Source organism: Bradyrhizobium sp. UFLA01-814 (assembly GCF_046718885.1).
In the GTDB taxonomy this organism is placed as follows: domain Bacteria; phylum Pseudomonadota; class Alphaproteobacteria; order Rhizobiales; family Xanthobacteraceae; genus Bradyrhizobium; species Bradyrhizobium elkanii.
The window spans coordinates 1-18,165 of sequence record NZ_JAQOSR010000116.1 but is presented as its reverse complement, the minus strand read 5'-3'; the positions used below and the strand labels follow the sequence as shown (position 1 = coordinate 18,165).

Genomic DNA, 18,165 nt, shown 5'->3' with positions numbered 1-18,165 from the left:
AGGCAGGGACGACACCGAATATGTGGATCCGCCCGGTGGGTCAAATCTAGTTCGCGGCTTCGTCGAGTTCGGCGCTGGCTTCCAGCCAGTCTTCCTCGGCGCGCTGTAGCGCGCTCTCGGCGCCGGCGCGCGCCTTGGTCAGTTGCGCGGCCTGCTTGGGGTCGCGCGTAAAAATATCCGGCAATGCGAGCGCGGTATCGATCTTGGCGATGATGCCGTTGATGCGCTCGATCTCGGCCTCGGCTTGCGCGACCCGCTGCCTGGGTGAAGCGCGCTTCTCGTTGCGGGCGCGCTCCAGCTTGGCGGGCTCCTTGACGCGCTCGCGCGAGGCCGGCCGGCCGTCATTGGCCGACAGGATCATGCGTCGATACTCGTCGAGATCGCCGTCATAGGCCGTCACGGTCTGGTTCGCCACGACCCACAGGCGGTCGGCGCAGGCCTCGATCAGATAACGATCGTGCGAGACCATCATGACCGCGCCGGGGAATTCGTTGATCGCCTCCGCCAGCGCCGCACGGCTGTCGATATCGAGATGGTTGGTCGGCTCGTCCAGGATGATCATGTTCGGGCCGTAGAACGTGGCGAGGCCCAGCAGCAGCCGTGCCTTCTCGCCGCCCGACAGGCTCCTCACCAGCGTGTCGCCGGCCTTGCCGGAGAAACCGATCGCGCCGACGCGGCCGCGCACCTTGCTCTCCGGCGCCTCCGGCATCAGCTTGCGGATGTGATCATAGGGCGAGGCGTCGAGATTGAGCTCGTCGACCTGGTGCTGGGCGAAATAACCGACCGACAGCTTGTCGGCCCTCGTGATCCTGCCGGCAACCGGCGCGAGCTTGCCCGCCAGCAGCTTGACCAGCGTCGACTTGCCGTTGCCGTTGGCCCCGAGCAGCGCGATGCGGTCGTCGGTATCGACGCGCAGCGTCACGCGATTGAGCACCGGCTTGCCGGGTTCGTAGCCGACCGAAACGTCGTCGACCGCGATGATCGGCGGCGACAGCAGCTTCTCCGGCGCCGGGAACGAGATCTCATGAACATCCTGGGTCACCAGCGCGGTGATCGGCTTCATCCGCTCCAGCATCTTCACGCGCGACTGCGCCTGCCGTGCCTTCGATGCCTTGGCCTTGAAGCGGTCGACGAAATCCTGCAGGCGCTTGCGCTCATCGGCCTGCCGCTTGGCGTGCTTGGCGTCGAGCAATTCGCGCGCGGCGCGCTGTTCCTCGAACGAGGAATAGGTGCCCTTGTAGAGAGTCAGTTTGCCGCGATCGAGGTGCAGGATCTGATCGACCGAGGTGTCCAGCAGGTCGCGGTCGTGGCTGATCACGATTACCGTGCGCGGATAGTTGGCGAGGTGGTTCTCGAGCCACAACGTGCCTTCGAGATCGAGATAGTTGGTCGGTTCGTCCAGCAGCAGAAGGTCGGGCGCGGAGAACAGCGTCGCCGCCAGCGCGACGCGCATGCGCCAGCCGCCGGAAAATTCCGCGCACGGCCGCGCCTGGTCTGATGTCGAGAAGCCGAGGCCGGAGAGGATCGCGGCGGCGCGGGCGGGCGCGGAATGGGCGTCGATGTCGACCAGCCGGGTCTGGATTTCGGCAATCCGGTGCGGATCGTGCGCCGTCTCGGCCTCGCGCAGCAGCGCGTCGCGCTCGAAATCGGCCTTCAGCACGACGTTGATCAGGCTTTCGGGCCCGTCGGGAGCTTCCTGCGCGAGACTGCCGATACGCCAGCGGGGCGGGAGCGCGATGCTGCCGCTCTCGGTCGGGATGTCGCCCCGGATGGCGTGAAACAGCGTCGATTTGCCGACGCCGTTGCGGCCGACAAATCCGACGCGGGCTCCGGGCACAATTTGTACCGAACTGTGATCGATCAACAGCCGTCCGGCGATCCGGACCGAGATGTCAGTGATGGAGAGCATGCAGCGTTGTCACCGGACCCGCCGCCAAACGCAACCCGTCTGTTTGTAAAATCTCTCCCGGGCGCTGTTGCAAAAACGCAATTGGGCTGCTGGGCAGCCCTCAACATCTAATGGCGATCGGCTTCCCGCCGTTGCATCTCGTCGAGGAGCTGCTGCAGGCGAGACGAAAGCGCGGGCTCTGGCCGCATGCTTTGCTGAAGCCGTTCACCCACGGCATCGCAGATGTAACGGCAGGTCTTGCGATCGATCTGATCGGCGTCCTTGTCGATCTTGCTCATTGTCATCGTCATGGCACATCTCTCGGCGAGTTCCACCTCGCGTGTTCGAGTAGCTCCTCGTCATGACAAGTCGCGACCCCGAATTTGGTTTCCGCGCCGTATTCTCGCCTTGAGGTAGTGGGCCGCATCATGTGCCCGGGTTCCCCGGCGGGCCTGAAAAAAGCCCCGGCGCGAGGGCCGGGGCGAGAACCAAGTCAGGGGAGCAGTCGACAGATTCGATGGATCAGTAGCAGCGGTTAACCAGGCGCCAGCGGGGGCCCCACGGGGTCGGCACGACGCGGCGCACGTAGCAGCCGCCGCCATAGCCATAACCGCCGTAATAGGCCGGGCCGCCGACGATGACGCGCGGGCCGCCCCACCAGCCGTGGTGCCATCCACCGTGCCAGCCGCCATGCCAACCACCCCACGCAGAGGCGGAGGTCGGGGCGAGCGCGGCGGCACCGAGCGAAACCGCGGCGATGGCGGCAAGCGAGAGTTTGCGTAACATGATCGTCTCCTCGAGGTATGGGCGCGCGCGACGCGCCCGCGGTGACATTTCCCGAGACGTCCTGTGAGGCTTGCAGATGGGGGGCCAGCAAGGCGTCCGATCGCTGCAGAGCCTATGTGGGTGGAGCTGAACGCTAGCGGCACGGCGCTGACAGAATGGGTTCACCTAGGTGAAATCGCGGTAAGTTGGTCCAGCCGGCCGCTGGTCCGGAGGGCACCCAAACGACGGTTTTCGTCGTGAAAATGCGTCAAAACTAAAGGCTAACGCGTCACAGGGTCGCTTGCCGTTACCCCATCGCGCCGATATAAGCCCCGGCAACTCCCAGCCACGTTTACAAGGACGAAATCATGGCGATTGAACGCACCTTTTCGATCATCAAGCCTGACGCCACCGAGCGCAACCTGACCGGCGCGGTCAATGCGGTGATCGAGAAGGCGGGCCTGCGGGTCGTGGCGCAGAAGCGCATCCGCATGACCCGCGGCCAGGCCGAGACCTTCTACGCCGTCCACAAGGCGCGTCCGTTCTTCGGCGAACTGGTCGATTTCATGACCTCGGGCCCGGTCGTGGTCCAGGTGCTGGAAGGCGAGGGCGCCATCCTGAAATATCGCGACGTGATGGGCGCGACCGATCCGTCGAAGGCCGCCGAAGGCACCATCCGCAAGCTCTATGCGAAGTCGATCGGCGAGAATTCGGTGCACGGTTCGGATGCGCCGGAGACCGCCGTGATCGAGATCGCGCAGTTCTTCGCAGGCAACGAGATCGTCGGCTAACGGCGTATTGCTGAAGTGGCGCGGTCTCCCGAGGGGACCGCGTCGAAACAAACCGGGGAGCGGCGGACGATCGCCGTCAGGGGCGGCCGCAAGGCCGAATAGGACTCGCTGTGGACTGGCTGTGGCAGATCTTTGATCCGGCGTACATCGGCGCGTTCTTCACCGAATTCAAGAACGAGATGGCGACGCCGACCTTCTGGGTCGCCGTCGGCAAGATCATCTGGATCAACGTCCTGTTGTCGGGCGACAACGCGCTCGTGATCGCGCTCGCCTGCCGCGGGCTCGCGCCGCGCCAGCGCCTGTGGGGCATGATTCTCGGCGCCGCCGCGGCGGTGCTGCTGCGCGTCATCTTCACCGGCATCGTCGCAAGCCTGATGGAGCTTCCCTATTTGAAGCTGGTCGGCGGGCTGGCGCTGATCGTGATCGCCGCCAAGCTGCTGGTGCCAGAGCAGGAGGACGAGGACAGCGTGCACGCGGCCTCGCATCTGTGGGCCGCGGTTCAGATCGTCGTGGTCGCCGATATCGTGATGAGCCTCGACAATGTGATCGCGGTGGCCGCCGCCGCCAATGGCAGCGTGCCGCTGCTGGTGCTCGGCCTCGCGATCAGCGTTCCCCTGATCGTTGCCGGCGCGGCGCTGATCATGGCGCTGCTCACCAAGCTGCCGGTCCTGGTCTGGGCCGGTGCCGCGCTGCTCGGCTGGATCGCGGGCGATGTCATCGCGACCGATCCGGCCGTGCATCCGAAGCTGGACGCGCTGTTCGCCGGACCGCTCGGTGCCAAGCTCGATTCCTGGCTGACGTCGGTCGGGATGTCGCCGCAATTCGCCCATGGCGGCAACGGCGGCGAGATCGTGCTCGCGGTGCTCGGCATCATCGTGGTGCTGGTCGCGGGGTCGATCTGGCGCCGCCACGCACTCCGCAAGGCAAAGCACGCCGCCAAGGCGGCGTGAGCCCTGACCAAGGCGGCGTGAGCCCTAGCGCCGCACGATCGAGCCGACGCGCCCGACCAGCCGCGCCAATTGCTTGAAGCGGCTGCCGACGCGGTCGGCGACCAGATCCACCATCCGGTGCTCGAACACCAGCATCAGCTTGCGGCCCTGGGTGCGGAAATGGGTTGCCGGCAGCACGCCGGTGCGCGCCGCCGTGATCAGATGCGCCACGCGGAACGCGGCGCCGAGCACGCGGGCGCGCTCGTCCATCGCCGGCGTCACCAGCGCGCGGATCTGCGGCGGCGGCTCGTTTTCCTCGCTGAGGCCGGCGTAGCGATAGAACACCGAGAGCGCGACGAAGGCGCGGCCCTGATGCGTGATCGAGCCGAAATTGCCGTTCATGATCAGGCTGAGGGTTTCCTCGCCGCGATGATCGGGATGCACCCGCCAGCCGATATCGGAGAGCAGGCAGGCGACATGCCGCAGCCTGCGGTCTTCCTCGGTCTCGCGCAGCCTGACGACGCGCACCAGCCGGTCGGTCCACGCCGTCAGCTCCTGGGCGTGGCGGGCCGAGCGCGACAGCAATTCGTTGAGGTTCTGCGCGGCGCAGAGCAGCCCGTCCTTGGTGCGTTCGGCCGGCGGCAGCATCTCGTAGAGCAGGCCCTCGCGCACGCCGAAGGTCGAGAACACGATGGTCTTCGGCTGGGCCACGCGGATGATGTATTCGAGCACGAGCGCGGCGTAGGCCAATAGCGGCCGCCGGGCATCGGCGACCGACTCGATATTGGCCAGCATGTTGGTGGCCGCCAGCCGCCGCAGCCGCTGCGCGAAATCGAGCGCGTCCGCCGCCGGGATCGAATAGCCGTGCATCACCTTGAGCGGGTAGCCGCTCTGGATGATGTGGATGCGCGCCAGCGCACGCCAGGTGCCGCCGACCGCATAGAAGGTGCGACCGCGGCCGGTCTTGAGCTGGGCGACGCCAAGCAACTCGTTCTTGACGATGCGTTCGGCGCGCTTGAGCGATTTGTTGGAGAGGTCCTGCAGCGCGAGGCTGCCGAGCGGCAGTGTCACGCCGCTGCGCACGCGGCTGCCCTTGACGTCGATCAGTTCGAGCGAGCCGCCGCCGAGATCGCCGACGATGCCGTTGGGGTTGTGCACGCCCGAGACGACGCCGAGCGCGGACAGCTTTGCTTCACGCGGCCCGGTGAGAATCTCGATCTTGGCGCCGCAGATGCGCTCGGCCTTGGCGATGAAGTCCGGACCGTTCTTGGCGTCGCGGCAGGCCGCGGTCGCGATCGCGTAGACGCGGCCGACCTGCTGAATCCTGCACAGCGCGCGAAAACGGCGCAGCGCGGTGAGCGCCTTGTTGACGGCATCGGTTGCGAGCAGGCCGGTGCTCTGCACCTCGCGCCCGAGCCCGCAGAGCGCCTTCTCGTTGAAGATGGTGATGAGGCTGCGCGCCATCGCCTCGTAAACCACGAGACGAACCGAGTTCGAGCCGATATCGATGACAGCGACGCTGGAAGCGCGCTTCCGCGGTCGCTTCACCGTAAGGCCCCCTTAAGACGATGGCTGCTGTCGCTCGTTGCGACGCGTGAGACGGCGCGGTGAAGATTCCTTGAGAGACTTACCACGGCCGGACAGACTCGGATTTGTCATGAAGTAGTCATGCAGATTGAAGGGCTCTTCGCCTTTCGCGGCCTTCATACGCGTTGACGACCCATCCGGCAACAATTGCCAGCTCTGCTCGGTGTCCTTCAGATTCGCGACCATGATCTGTTCGAGAACCTGCTGATGCACCGTGGGATTTTGCAGCGGACAGAGAACCTCGACGCGGCGGTCGAGGTTCCGCGGCATCATGTCGGCGGACGAGATATACACAGCAGCTTTTGTGCTCGGCAGGCCTTGGCCCATGCCGAAGCAATAGATTCGGCCGTGTTCCAGGAACCGGCCGATCACCGATTTGACGCGGATGTTCTCGGACAATCCCGGCAGCCCCGGCCGCAGGCAGCAGATGCCGCGCACCACGAGTTCGACCGAGACGCCGGCCTGCGAGGCCTCGTACAGCGCGTCGATGATATCAGGGTCGACCAGCGCGTTCATCTTCATCCAGACCGCGCCGTGCCGGCCGTGCTTGACGTGGGCGATCTCGCCGTGGATGTGCTCGATGATCCGCTTGCGCAGCGTCAGCGGAGACACCGCCATCTTCTCGATGTCGCTCGGCTCGGCATAGCCGGTGATGTAGTTGAAGACCCGCGCGACGTCGCGGCCGATGATCGGATCCGAAGTGAAGTAGGAGAGGTCGGTGTAGATGCGTGCGGTGACCGGGTGATAGTTGCCGGTGCCGGTGTGCACATAGGTCGTGAGATTGCCGCCCTCGCGGCGCACCACCATCGACAGCTTGGCATGCGTCTTCAATTCGATGAAGCCGTAGACCACCTGCACGCCGGCGCGTTCGAGGTCGCGCGCCCAGCGGATGTTGGCTTCCTCGTCGAAGCGCGCCTTCAGCTCGATCAGCGCGGTCACCGACTTGCCGGCTTCGGCGGCTTCCGCCAGCGCGCGCACGATCGGCGAATTGTTCGAGGTGCGATAGAGCGTCTGCTTGATCGCGACCACGTCGGGATCGCGTGCCGCCTGCTGCAGGAACTGCACCACGACGTCGAAGGATTCGTAGGGGTGATGGACCACGAGGTCCTTCTGGCGGATGGCGGCGAAGATATCGCCGCCATGATCGCGCACCCGCTCGGGATGGCGCGGCACATAGGGCGGGAATTCGAGGTCGGGGCGATTGAGGCGGGTGAGCTGCGACAGCTCGTTCATCGCCAGCACGCCGTCGACCAGGATCACTTCGTCGTCGGCGGCCGACAAGGCGTGCTGCACGAAGATGCGCAGCTCCTCGGGCATCGTGGCCTCGATCTCGAGCCGGATCACCGACCCGCGGCGGCGGCGCTTGAGCGCGGTCTCGAACAGGCGAACGAGGTCTTCGGCCTCTTCCTCGATTTCGAGTTCGGAGTCTCTGATGATGCGGAATGCGCCCTGGCCCTTGACGGTGTAGCCGGGGAACAGGCGGCCGATGAACAGGCCGGTAGCCTGCTCGAGCGTGATCAGCCGCGCCGGCGCGCCTTCCTTGGTGGAGGGGATGCGGATGAATCGGTCGATCTTGCCGGGCATGCGGATCAGCGCGTTCATCGCCTTGCCGTCGGCGATCCGCGACAATTGCAGCGCCACCGTGAAGCCGAGATTCGGGATGAACGGAAAGGGATGCGCCGGATCGATCGCCAGCGGCGTCAGCAGCGGGAAGATGTTGTGGAGGAAGTGATCCTCGATCCAGCTGCGCTCGGACTTGGTGACGTCGCGGCCGTCGACCAGCTGGATGCCGACCTTGGCCAGGATATCCCGCAGGTCGCTCCAGATCGCCTGCTGGTCGGAGGCGAGCTGCGAGACGGTCTTGTTGATCATCACGAGCTGCTCGGCCGGCAGCAGGCCGTCCGGGCTGCGCTCGGTAATGCCCTCGCGGACCTGCGCCTTGATGCCGGCGACACGGACCATGAAGAACTCGTCGAGGTTATTCGCCGAAATCGACAGGAAGCGGACCCGCTCCAGCACGGGATGGCCGAGATTGACCGATTCCTCGAGCACCCGCCGGTTGAAGTGCAGCCAGGAGAGCTCCCGGTTGATGAAGCGCTCGGGGCTGGTCGCGATTGCGGGAATGGCAGGAAATTCCGCCTCTTTTTCTTTGATTTCAGTAGCTTGTGCCGAGTCCATCAAGTGCTGGTCCAATTCAGGGCAGGGGCCGGGGCGGTCTAGCCGAGAGCCGCAGAAACCATGTGATATTGCGATGACGTTTCGATGACATTGATGTTCCGCTCGCCTGCGCCGTCAAGCCGCGGGGACCGGTCAGGCATCGCGCAACAGCTCCGCCGCCAGCGCCCGTGTGACCGGACGGCCGAGCCGGAGTGCCTCGGTATCGAGCAGCTCGACCGCCTGCCGGACGGCAACGTAGGAACGCTCGATCCGGTTGCTCAGATAGCTGACGAGCGGTTCGTCCACGCTCATCTGGCGGTCGGCGCAGAACTTGACGATCAGGCCGCGGAACAGCTGGTCGTCGGGCGGCAGCAGCGTCACGGTCGGCACCGCGCGCAGCCGCGACCGCAGGTCGCGCAATTCGATCTCGAACGCCGAGGGCGGAACGCGCGCCGTGATCAGCACGTAGGCATCGTCCTGGCGCGCCAGATTCATCAGATGAAACATCGCGCGCTCGTCGAAATCCGCCGGCCTCAGGTCCTCGACGACGAGCGCACCGGTTGCAAGCGCGGTCGGCACCGTGTCGGCGGTCAGCGCATGCGCCGCGGTCGAGCGCGCGCCGGCGCTCTCGGCCCAGATCGCGGCGAGGTGGCTCTTGCCGGCGCCGTCAGGCCCAACCAGCAGCATGATTCGGTTCGGCCAGTCCGGCCAACCGTCGATCAGCGCCAGCGCAGCCTCATTGGCGGGGCCCTCGAGGAAATCGTCGCGGGTCAGCTTCTCCTCGTGCGGCAGGGCCAAGGCCAATTGACGAGGTTGAACGCTACTGGCCACACAAGTCTCCAAACCACCCTATTTTAGCTATGCGCAAACGCGTCGCGTTTGTCGCGGGAAAACCGGCTTCGACTTTTCCGGATCCCGCCTACCGAGCTTCGATCGTGCTCATGTGCCGCACCCACTCCACGAGATAGAGGGACACCGAACCCAAAGTAAAGATCGTGACCAGGCCCATCAGGATCCAGTCGTAAGGATGCGGCTCGAAGCCGAAGCCGAGCGAGGCTAGCACCAGCGCCGCGAACGCGACCTGCGCTACCGTGTTCAGCTTCGACACCATCAGCGGCTTCATCTCGACCGGCTTGTCGAACAACCATGACACAATCACGGCGGAGACGATCATGATGTCGCGCGACACCACGAGAATCACGATCCAGCGCGGCACCGCGCCCCAGATTCCGAGCGCGACATAGATCGACACCAGGAGCGCCTTGTCGGCGAGCGGATCGAGCAGGGCGCCGAGCTCGCTCGTCATGTTGAAGCGCTTCGCGAGGAAACCGTCGACCGCGTCCGAGACGCCGGCGATCACGAAGATCGCGAACGCAATCTCCATCTGACTGGACACGATGGCCCAGACGATCACCGGCACCAGGATGATGCGGCCGAGGGTGATGATGTTCGGAATGCTCAACTTGGATCGCTTCCCGGCTAGAAGCCTGATTTTACTCGATATCCGGCTCTTTTGCGCAGCCGCCTTGTGTTATCTACATAGTATCGCGGCGGCAGCGCCGCGAGCCATTGCGCGGGGGCGGAATTCCTCGTAACCAGCCCCTGATCATCTGGAATTGGGCATGACCGAGCGCAAAAACGGGCTCACTTACGCGGATTCGGGTGTCGATATCGACGCCGGCAATCGACTGGTCGATCTGATCAAGCCGATGGTGCGAGCCACCGCGCGGCCTGGCGCGGACGCCGAGATCGGCGGTTTCGGCGGGCTGTTCGACCTCAAGGCCGCCGGCTTCAAGGATCCGGTTCTGGTGGCCGCGACCGATGGCGTCGGCACCAAGCTGAAGATCGCGATCGAGACCGGCATTCATGGCGGTATCGGCATCGATCTGGTCGCGATGTCGGTCAACGACCTCGTTGTGCAGGGCGCGGAACCGCTGTTCTTCCTCGACTATTTCGCCTGCGGCAAGCTGCACCCGGAGGCCACCGCGCAGATCGTCGCCGGCATCGCCGAAGGCTGCCGCGAATCCGGCTGCGCGCTGATCGGCGGCGAAACCGCGGAGATGCCCGGCCTCTACAAGGATGGCGATTACGACCTCGGCGGCTTTGCGGTCGGCGCGGCCGAGCGCGGCACCTTGCTGCCGACCGCGGATATCGCGGCGGGCGATGCCGTGATCGGGCTGGCCTCCTCCGGCGTGCACTCCAACGGCTATTCGCTGGTGCGCAAGATCGTCGAGCAGTCCGGCGTTGCCTATGACGCGCCGGCGCCGTTCGCGCCGGTCATGACGCTCGGCGCGGCGCTGCTGACGCCGACCAGGCTCTATGTGAAATCCTGCCTGCGCGCGATCCGCGACACCGGCGCCGTGAAAGGCCTCGCCCACATCACCGGCGGCGGGTTCACCGACAACATTCCGCGCGTGCTGCCGAAGCATCTCGGCGTCGGCATTGATCTGGCGCGGCTGCCGGTGCTGCCGGTGTTCAAATGGCTGGCCGAGCAGGGCGGCATCGCCGAGCTCGAGCTGCTGCGCACCTTCAACTGCGGCATCGGCATGATCGCGATCGTCAAGGCTGATGCGGTCGACGCCGTGACCGAGGCGTTCACCGCCGGCGGCGAGACCGTGACGCTGCTCGGCGAGGTGATCGAGGCCAAGGGAGCGCATGAGGGCGAGCATCGCGTGGTCTATAACGGTCATCTCGATCTCTCGCGATGAAGCGCCGCGTCGCCATCCTGATCTCCGGCCGCGGCTCCAACATGGCCGCGCTGATCGAGGCTGCGAAGGCAACGGATTTCCCGGCCGAGATCGTGGCCGTGATCTCGAACCGTGCCGATGCTGCCGGGCTCGAGAAGGCGGCCGCGAGCGGCATTGCGACCATCGTCATCGAGAGCAAGCCGTTCGGCAAGGACCGCGCCGGCTTCGAGGCCGTGCTGCAGCGCGCGCTCGACGACAGGCAGGTCGAGCTGATCTGCCTCGGCGGCTTCATGCGGCTGTTCACCGCCGAGTTCGTACGGCACTGGTACGGGCGGATGCTCAACATCCATCCCTCGCTGCTGCCCTGCTTTCCCGGCCTCGATCCGCACGGCCAGGCGTTGCGCGCAGGGGTCAAGCTGTCCGGAGCGACGGTGCACTTCGTGATCCCGGAGACCGACGCCGGACCGATCGTGATGCAGGGCGCGGTCACGGTCGCTGACGACGACACGGCCGAGACGCTCGCCGCGCGCGTGATCACCATCGAGCATCGCATCTATCCGGAGGCGCTGCGGCTTCTGGCAAGCGGCCGGCTCAAGCTCGAAGGCGACTTCTGCAAGACGCTTGGGAGCGCGCCGACGGACAGCACCCTGATCGCGCCGGCACCTTAGCGCGCGGTAGCACGAGAGGTCCCCCGGGGTGATGCAGCCGGGGGAGGCATCTGGATGAATTCCGCTGGCAGCGGCGTTCAGTGAACCTTGAGGTTCTCGGCCGACGCCTTGCCGCGGTTCTCCACCAGCTCGTACTCGACGGACTGGTTCTCGTTCAATGTGCTGAGGCCCGCGCGCTCGACCGCGGAGATGTGGACGAACACATCCTTGTCGCCGACGGCTGGCTTGATGAACCCGTAACCTTTGGTCGGGTTGAACCATTTGACGGTACCCTTCGGCATCGTCTCTCTCCCAGTTTAGACATAAAAAAGACGCGGCCACGTTTTCCACGTGCCACGCCGCAAGCGGACTTTGCGCTGTCTGTTCACTTCCCGGGTCGTCAGATCCAAAGTCTTCAAGTCCGAAGTTTCGCCTCTCGATCGAAGCCTTGGATATCAACGTCGCGAAACGCACAGTCGAACGGCCGCAATCCGATTGTGAAGCGATTGCAACACGAAAATTGCGCCTTAGCAAGCGCGGTGGTTTTGCGTGACGCAACCTGAGCCTGTGCCGGTCGAACTCCGGCGCAACGCGTTCGGCCACTGGCCGACTGCCGGTGGAACCTGCCGCGCGCCAGGCGGACGGCGCGCGCTAGCCCCGGTCCACCCGCACCACGCGGCCCTTGTCGATCGCGAGCGCGAGCTGGCCGTGCTTGAGCTTGAGCGCGGCCTCGCCGAACAGTTCGCGCCGCCAGCCGTGCAGGGCGCCGACCTCGGCCTGATCGCTGGCCGCGATCTGCTCGAGATCGTCGACGGTGGCGATCACCTTGCTGGCGACGCCGTGCCGCTCCGAGGTCATTCGCAGCAGCACCTTCAGCAGCTCGACGGTCGCCGCGCCGTTGGAATTGTTTCTCGGCTTTTCCAGCTTGGGCAGCATGGCCTGGTCGCGGGCGAGGCCGCGCTGCACGGCAGCAATGATGTCGGCGCCCCATTTGGAGCGCTCGAAACCCTTCGGCAGCGAGCGCAGATTGCCGAGCTTCTCCAGCGAGGTCGGCGCGTGGGTGGCGATATCGCCGACCGCATCGTCCTTGAGCACGCGCGAGCGCGGCACGTCGCGGCTCTGCGCCTCCTGCTCGCGCCAGGCGGCGACCTCGATCAGCACCGCGAGCTCGCGCGGCTTGCGCACGCGGGTCTTGAGCCGCTCCCAGGCACGCTCGGGGTGGAAGTCGTAGGTCTTCGGCGAGGTCAGGACCTCCATCTCCTCGCTGACCCAGTCGCTGCGGTCGCGCTTCTTCAGATCAGCGTCGAGCGCCGCGAACACCTCGCGCAGATGGGTCACGTCGGAGACGGCGTAATGCAGCTGCTCGTCGCTCAGCGGCCGGCGCGACCAGTCGGTGAAGCGGTGGGTCTTGTCGGGGCGGTGGCCGGTGACGCGGTCGACGAGCTGGTCATAGGCGATGCTGTCGCCATAGCCGAGCACCATGGCGGCGACCTGGGTGTCGAAGATCGGATGCGGGATCGTGCCGGAGAGGTGCCAGACGATTTCGATGTCCTGCCGCGCGGCGTGGAATACCTTGAGCACGGCCTCGTTCGACATCAGGTCGAAGAACGGCTTGAGGTCGATGCCGGGTGCCAGCGCGTCGACCACGACGGCTTCTTCCGCGCTCGCCATCTGCACGACGCAAAGCAGCGGATAGTAGGTCGTCTCCCGCAGGAACTCGGTGTCGACAGTGATGACCTTGTGTTTGGCGAGCCGGTCGCAGGCGGCGGCGAGGTCGGAGGTCGTGCTAATCAAATCCATGAAGTGTCCATAACGGCTTGACCACACGCGTTCTGCCGAAAGGGCAGCTATGTCAAGGGTCTTGCAGGGATTTTGGCCCCGCGCGGGGCGAGGGACGGGCCATTTTTGAATTGATTGGGCGTGATTCGAGGGGGTTTTCGGCCCGGTCGTGCCGGGAATTCGGCGGTCGTGCGGGCGAAAGGCGGGACCCATAACCGCCGGAATTCGTTGGTCGGGCGATCGCGGCCCCGGCCGCGCGCGGCAATGGGCATTGGGGGTAATGGGTCGTGGCTTTCGCCAGGACGGACGATGAGGGTGGTTCTCGCGCGATACGGCGCATCGTCATTGCGTACTTCATGTCGGTGTCATCGCCCGGTCCCGTCTTCGCCAAGGCTTCGATGACGCTATGCATCCTTGGCGCGCCGAAGCTTCAACGGAGGCGGCGAGCCGGGCGATGACAGCGCGGATGCCACACACGATCGTCGTCCTGGCGAAAGCCAGGACCCAGAACCACCGCATTTGATCATGAACGGGATCGTGGCCCCAGCGTCGCGCAACAACTCTCATTTGGGGTAATGGGTCCTGGCTTTCGCCAGGACGACATTGAGTGTGTGGCGCGGTCTGTGAGTCACGCATCCACATCCTCGCGGCGCTGACGCGTCCGAGTCATCGCGCGCGAAATCGGATGGCGCCGCGCGTTTCGCACTTTGTGAACGCGTTCAGTCTGGGGTAAACAAGCCCCTTGGCATCGTCGAACGAGGCCCATTGTCGCCAATGGCCCGCAGTCGGACGGATCACAATGCCGGAGAAACAGCCAGGCGCCGATATGGAGGCTGCTCTCAAGCACTGGCTCGAAACCGTTGATCTCGGCCAGTACGGCGACCTCTTTGTGCTGCATCGCATCGGTTTGGACATCCTGCCCGATTTGACCGAGCAGGATCTGGTCGAACTTGGCCTTCCGCTGGGAGATCGCAAGCGCTTGCAGCGCGCGGTTGCTTCCCTGACCGGTTCGGCAAAAGGTCGCGCCGGCGGCAGGAGCGTCGCGGAAGGCGCAGCGGTGAGCGCCGAGCGGCGCCAGCTGACCGTGATGTTCTGCGACATGGTCGGATCGACCTCGCTGTCCGAACAGTTCGATCCCGAAGACGTCCGCGACATGATCGCGAGCTTCAGGGAAAAGTGCGTCAGCGTGGTCAAGCGGTACGAAGGCTTCGCGGCCCGCTACCTCGGGGACGGCATTCTGGTCTATTTCGGCTATCCGAATGCGCATGAGGATGACGCCGAGCGGTCGGTACGTGCGGCGCTCGAAATTGTACGGACCCTGTCGTCGGCGGGAGCGACTGACGCCCGCGACGTTGCAAGTCATGGGCCCAGTGTGCGCATTGGGATTGCGACCGGCCTTGTTGTCGTCGGAGACCTGGTTGGACAGGGCACCGAGGAGCACGATTCCGCAGTCGGCGAGACGCCAAATCTGGCTGCCCGTCTGCAGGCCTTGGCGCCTCCGGACGGCGTCGTCATTGCGTCTTCGACGCAATCCCTGCTGAGAGGAAAGTTCGACTACCAGGACTTAGGATTTCACGCGCTGAAGGGGATATCCGCGAAGGCCCAGGCCTGGCTCGTGGTTCGGCCCTGCCGCGCCGAGACGCGATTTGCGGCAGCCATGGGCTCCAGATTGACGCCGCTGGTCAACCGCACCGAAGAGGTGGCGTTGCTGCTCACGCGTTGGCAGCAAGCGAAAGCCCGTGAGGGGCAGGTCGTGCTGCTGACGGGCGAGCCGGGAATTGGAAAATCCAGGATCGTTCAGGAATTGCGGGAGCGGATCGCAGGTGATCAGCACGGACAAGTTTCGTTCCAGTGCTCTCCCTATTACAGCAGCACCGCTTTTCATCCCTTCATCGAGCATCTCAAATTCGCGCTCGGCCTTGACGGCGAGAACGCGTCTGCGCTTTGGCTGACAAAGCTTGAAGCCGGCGTCGCCGCCTCGAACGGCGAGGCGGACACAGTGGTGCCGATCCTTGCGGCGTTGCTTTCAATTCCCACCGGTGACCGCTACGCGGCCCTGGATCTCTCGCCGCAACAGCTGAAGGATGCGACGATCGCCACGCTCGTCAACCATCTGCTCGCGCAAGCGCGCGGGCAGACGCTCCTGATCGATTTTGAGGACGCACATTGGATCGATCCCACCTCGCGGGCCGTGCTCGATCTGCTGGTGGAGAACGTTCGCAGCGCGTCGATCCTTGTCGTGATCACCTGTCGTCCGGAGTTTCAGCCGGGCTGGAACGATCACGCGCACACCATCAGTGCGAACCTCAAGCGTCTCGGCCGACAGGTCCGCACGATATTGGTCGAACGTGTGGCTGGAGAAAAGGAGCTTCCCAGAGAGGTGATTGAGGACATCATTGTCAAAACCGATGGCGTGCCGCTCTTCCTTGAGGAGCTGACCAAGGCCGTTCTCGAATCCGACGTCTTGACTGAGCAACATGGACGTTACGTCTTGTCCGGTCCGTGGCATCAGCTCGCTATTCCCGCGACACTGAACGATTCCCTGATGGCCCGCCTCGACCGGATGGGATCGTTCAAGAAAATCGCGCAGATCGGCGCCACCATCGGCCGCGAGTTCTCTTATGAGATCCTTCGCGAGGTTGCCGAGGCGCCGGCGGACCAGATCGAAGCCGCCCTGAACCATCTGGAGGCCGCCGGATTGATCGTCCGCTTCGGCTTTCTGCCGGAGGCGCTGTACTCGTTCAAGCACGTGATGATCCAGAATGCGGCGCATGAAAGCTTGCTGCACAGGGAAAGAAGGACGCTGCACGCCAAGATCGCACGCGTGCTGGCCGAAAAATATCCTGAAAAGATCGAGCGCGAACCGGAGCTTCTCGCCTACCACCTGACCGAGTCCGGCCAAAGCGAGCCGGCTGCGGGTTTCTGGCTCAAGGCCGGAAAGCAGGCCGCAATGAAGGGTGCGAGTCTGGAGGCGATCGGTCATCTGCGTCGTGGGCTAGGGGTTCTGCAAGCCTCACCCGGCATGCAGGGCCGAAACGAGTCCGAGCTTGAGCTTCGCATCGCCCTGGGCACCGCCCTGATCGCGGCAAAGGGATACGCCGTTCAGGAAGTCGAGGAGAACTATGTTCGCGCGCTCGAACTCGGCCGGCATCTTGACAACACGGCGAAGGTCTTTGCGGCGACGCGCGGACTTTGGGTGTGCCACTTTATCCGCGGCGATCTCGCACGGGCGCATGAGCTGAGCGCGGAGCTCCTGCAGTTCGCAAGGCGCGAGGCATCGAACCGGGGATCGTCCGCGACGCAACAGACAGGATATCTGATCGAGGCGCATCGGGCGATCGCGATGACCATGCTGTACCGCGGGCGGTTTGTCGCCGCCGAACATCACCTTCATCGCTTCAGGAACCTCTACAGTCCTGATCTACACGGCGCCTTGACGGCAACGCATGGCATCCATCCTGGCATCGTCTCGCTCTCGTATCTCGGGTACGTGTCGTGGTTTCTGGGCCGTCCTGACGCGGCGCGCCGATATAGCCAGCAGGCTATTTCGGAAGCGGAAGACCTTCGCCACCCCTTCACGCTGTCGTTTGCGCTGACATTCGGCGCCTACGTTTGTCAGCATCTCCGCGATGTCGAAGGGACCCACGACTACACCAACAGGGCACTGGCCCTCTCATCGGAACACGGCTTCCTGCACTGGAAGCATCAGACGACCATCCTGCGAGGATGGGCGATGACTGAGCTCGGCAATGTCGACGAGGGATTGAACCAGATGCGAATGGCTATCGACGGCTACGAGGGCATGAGCGCCCGGCTCGCCAGTTGCTGGTTCAGGAGCCTGCTCGCGAAGGCTTATGCAAGTGCCGGCTTGCCGGATGCTGCCTTGCGCGAACTCGACAGCGCATCGGCGATCGGGAGAAGAACGGGAGAGCATTTTTACGAAGCCGAGATCTATCGTCTGCAAGGTGAGATGACGCTCAATTACGCGAAATCATCGTCCGTCGAATCCGCCGAGCGAATGTTCCTCGCCTCGATCGAGCTGGCGCGCGGGCAAAGCGCGCGGTCCTTTGAATTGCGGTCAGCTGTCAGCCTGGCGCGCCTTTGGCGACATTCCGGCAAACACGCGCGAGCGGCCGAGTTGCTGCTACCCGTCGTCCGAACGTTCACGGAAGGTCTGTCTACGCCTGACGTCAAGGAAGCGCTCGAGCTGGCGAATGAACTGGCAATGGAAATGCCCGGAGATCATGAATGGAGCGGGCGGGTCTGAGGATATCGAGTCGCCCCCCGGGCGCCATCCGCCCGCTTGCGCCTGACCGTCGTCACCACGCATCGCAGATGAATGACGGTGTTCGTTTCGGCCCAAGGTTCGCGACGGCGGCAACGTCGGATGCTGCTCCGGCGATGTGCGCCGGACGGATCAGCGGTTGGCGATGCTGCTGGCCTCGATTGGCGGGGCAACGTCGTCCCGATCGATCCGCGCTTCGCCCGCACGAATGCGTGACGGCCACCCGTGCCGCGAGGCCAGCGTCGTTAGCTTGTCCCTGACGAGATAATGCGCGGGGCCTTCGAGGAAGCGCCAGACGAACCATGCCAGCACCACCATGCCCGTCACGACCAGCACGGTCGACAGCGCGTCCGGCGTTGGTGTGATCAGGAGCAGGATGACGTAGCCGAGCTGCAGATGCAGCAGATAGAGCGGGTAGGTGATGCCGCCGACGGCCCTGACGAGGCCCGCCGGCAGCGGCACCGACTTGATGCGGGTGGCGGCGAACACGATGCCGAGAGAGACGATGCAGATCGCCGTCACGACCATGGGATCGAAGCTGCCATGGGTGTGGACGCCGAGCCGCTCCAGCTTGTGCACGGCCTGGAATGTCGCCGTGCCCATCGCGAGCGATAGCAGGCTGTACAGCCTGGTGTCGCGCCGTCCGCGGT

Annotated in this window: 14 protein-coding genes and 1 pseudogene; 5 read left to right on the top strand and 10 right to left on the bottom strand. The window is 64.7% G+C overall.

Annotated elements, in window-relative coordinates:
* Positions 1–46: 46 nt before the first annotated feature.
* The 3 genes from PMN64_RS29205 to PMN64_RS29195 form a co-directional block, all read right to left on the bottom strand.
* Positions 47–1,909 carry an ABC-F family ATP-binding cassette domain-containing protein gene (locus PMN64_RS29205; protein WP_411783151.1) on the bottom strand — a complete coding sequence of 621 codons (1,863 nt, stop codon included), beginning with the start codon at positions 1,907–1,909 and terminating at the stop codon, positions 47–49.
* A gap of 107 nt (positions 1,910–2,016) precedes the next feature.
* Positions 2,017–2,187 (bottom strand): hypothetical protein, encoded by a 171-nt coding sequence (locus PMN64_RS29200; protein WP_411783150.1) that lies wholly within the window; start codon positions 2,185–2,187, stop codon positions 2,017–2,019.
* A 223-nt stretch (positions 2,188–2,410) separates the two neighbouring features.
* Positions 2,411–2,674: a sulfur globule protein precursor gene (locus PMN64_RS29195; RefSeq protein WP_411783149.1), complete on the bottom strand. Its 264-nt coding sequence runs from the start codon at positions 2,672–2,674 to the stop codon at positions 2,411–2,413.
* A 347-nt stretch (positions 2,675–3,021) separates the two neighbouring features.
* Between PMN64_RS29195 and ndk the strand changes: the two genes are divergently transcribed.
* Together ndk and PMN64_RS29185 are read left to right on the top strand one after the other, a co-directional pair.
* The gene (ndk, locus tag PMN64_RS29190; RefSeq protein ID WP_016847423.1) at positions 3,022–3,444 is read left to right on the top strand and encodes a nucleoside-diphosphate kinase; all 423 of its coding nucleotides are present in this window, start codon (positions 3,022–3,024) and stop codon (positions 3,442–3,444) included.
* 110 nt (positions 3,445–3,554) lie between these two features.
* Positions 3,555–4,394, top strand: coding sequence for a TerC family protein (locus PMN64_RS29185; RefSeq protein ID WP_411783148.1), 840 nt, complete (start codon positions 3,555–3,557; stop codon positions 4,392–4,394).
* 24 nt (positions 4,395–4,418) lie between these two features.
* Here the strand turns inward: PMN64_RS29185 and ppx are convergent, their stop codons facing one another.
* The 4 genes from ppx to PMN64_RS29165 form a co-directional block, all read right to left on the bottom strand.
* Positions 4,419–5,921: an exopolyphosphatase gene (gene ppx / locus PMN64_RS29180; RefSeq protein WP_411783147.1), complete on the bottom strand. Its 1,503-nt coding sequence runs from the start codon at positions 5,919–5,921 to the stop codon at positions 4,419–4,421.
* A gap of 12 nt (positions 5,922–5,933) precedes the next feature.
* The gene (locus tag PMN64_RS29175) at positions 5,934–8,138 is read right to left on the bottom strand and encodes an RNA degradosome polyphosphate kinase (RefSeq protein ID WP_304499969.1); all 2,205 of its coding nucleotides are present in this window, start codon (positions 8,136–8,138) and stop codon (positions 5,934–5,936) included.
* 132 nt (positions 8,139–8,270) lie between these two features.
* Positions 8,271–8,948, bottom strand: coding sequence for a DnaA ATPase domain-containing protein (locus tag PMN64_RS29170; protein ID WP_304499970.1), 678 nt, complete (start codon positions 8,946–8,948; stop codon positions 8,271–8,273).
* A gap of 88 nt (positions 8,949–9,036) precedes the next feature.
* Positions 9,037–9,579 carry a CDP-alcohol phosphatidyltransferase family protein gene (locus tag PMN64_RS29165; RefSeq protein WP_016847415.1) on the bottom strand — a complete coding sequence of 181 codons (543 nt, stop codon included), beginning with the start codon at positions 9,577–9,579 and terminating at the stop codon, positions 9,037–9,039.
* A gap of 160 nt (positions 9,580–9,739) precedes the next feature.
* On the opposite strand from PMN64_RS29165, the gene purM reads away from it, so the two are divergent.
* The gene (purM, locus tag PMN64_RS29160) at positions 9,740–10,825 is read left to right on the top strand and encodes a phosphoribosylformylglycinamidine cyclo-ligase (RefSeq protein WP_411783146.1); all 1,086 of its coding nucleotides are present in this window, start codon (positions 9,740–9,742) and stop codon (positions 10,823–10,825) included.
* A complete protein-coding gene (purN, locus tag PMN64_RS29155; RefSeq protein WP_411783145.1) occupies positions 10,822–11,472 on the top strand; it encodes a phosphoribosylglycinamide formyltransferase in 651 nt (216 codons plus the stop codon). Before purM ends, purN begins: the two co-directional genes overlap by 4 nt.
* A gap of 77 nt (positions 11,473–11,549) precedes the next feature.
* Here the strand turns inward: purN and PMN64_RS29150 are convergent, their stop codons facing one another.
* Positions 11,550–11,753 (bottom strand): cold-shock protein, encoded by a 204-nt coding sequence (locus tag PMN64_RS29150; RefSeq protein WP_016847412.1) that lies wholly within the window; start codon positions 11,751–11,753, stop codon positions 11,550–11,552.
* A gap of 349 nt (positions 11,754–12,102) precedes the next feature.
* Positions 12,103–13,251 carry a ribonuclease D gene (gene rnd, locus PMN64_RS29145; RefSeq protein WP_225159065.1) on the bottom strand — a complete coding sequence of 383 codons (1,149 nt, stop codon included), beginning with the start codon at positions 13,249–13,251 and terminating at the stop codon, positions 12,103–12,105.
* A 778-nt stretch (positions 13,252–14,029) separates the two neighbouring features.
* Between rnd and PMN64_RS29140 the strand changes: the two genes are divergently transcribed.
* Positions 14,030–17,497: an ATP-binding protein gene (locus tag PMN64_RS29140; protein WP_411783144.1), complete on the top strand. Its 3,468-nt coding sequence runs from the start codon at positions 14,030–14,032 to the stop codon at positions 17,495–17,497.
* Between the two features lie 150 nt (positions 17,498–17,647).
* Here the strand turns inward: PMN64_RS29140 and PMN64_RS29135 are convergent.
* A pseudogene (locus PMN64_RS29135) lies at positions 17,648–18,165 on the bottom strand (acyltransferase); the annotation flags it as partial.

Excerpts from the sequence above, each read along its gene's own strand:
- PMN64_RS29205 (WP_411783151.1), bottom strand. The coding sequence starts at position 1,909 with ATGCTCTCCATCACTGACATCTCGGTCCGGATCGCCGGACGGCTGTTG.
- PMN64_RS29200 (WP_411783150.1), bottom strand. The coding sequence starts at position 2,187 with ATGAGCAAGATCGACAAGGACGCCGATCAGATCGATCGCAAGACCTGC.
- PMN64_RS29195 (WP_411783149.1), bottom strand. The coding sequence starts at position 2,674 with ATGTTACGCAAACTCTCGCTTGCCGCCATCGCCGCGGTTTCGCTCGGT.
- ndk (WP_016847423.1), top strand. The coding sequence starts at position 3,022 with ATGGCGATTGAACGCACCTTTTCGATCATCAAGCCTGACGCCACCGAG.
- PMN64_RS29175 (WP_304499969.1), bottom strand. The coding sequence starts at position 8,138 with ATGGACTCGGCACAAGCTACTGAAATCAAAGAAAAAGAGGCGGAATTT.
- purM (WP_411783146.1), top strand. The coding sequence starts at position 9,740 with ATGACCGAGCGCAAAAACGGGCTCACTTACGCGGATTCGGGTGTCGAT.
- purN (WP_411783145.1), top strand. The coding sequence starts at position 10,822 with ATGAAGCGCCGCGTCGCCATCCTGATCTCCGGCCGCGGCTCCAACATG.
- PMN64_RS29150 (WP_016847412.1), bottom strand. The coding sequence starts at position 11,753 with ATGCCGAAGGGTACCGTCAAATGGTTCAACCCGACCAAAGGTTACGGG.
- rnd (WP_225159065.1), bottom strand. The coding sequence starts at position 13,251 with ATGGATTTGATTAGCACGACCTCCGACCTCGCCGCCGCCTGCGACCGG.
- PMN64_RS29140 (WP_411783144.1), top strand. The coding sequence starts at position 14,030 with ATGCCGGAGAAACAGCCAGGCGCCGATATGGAGGCTGCTCTCAAGCAC.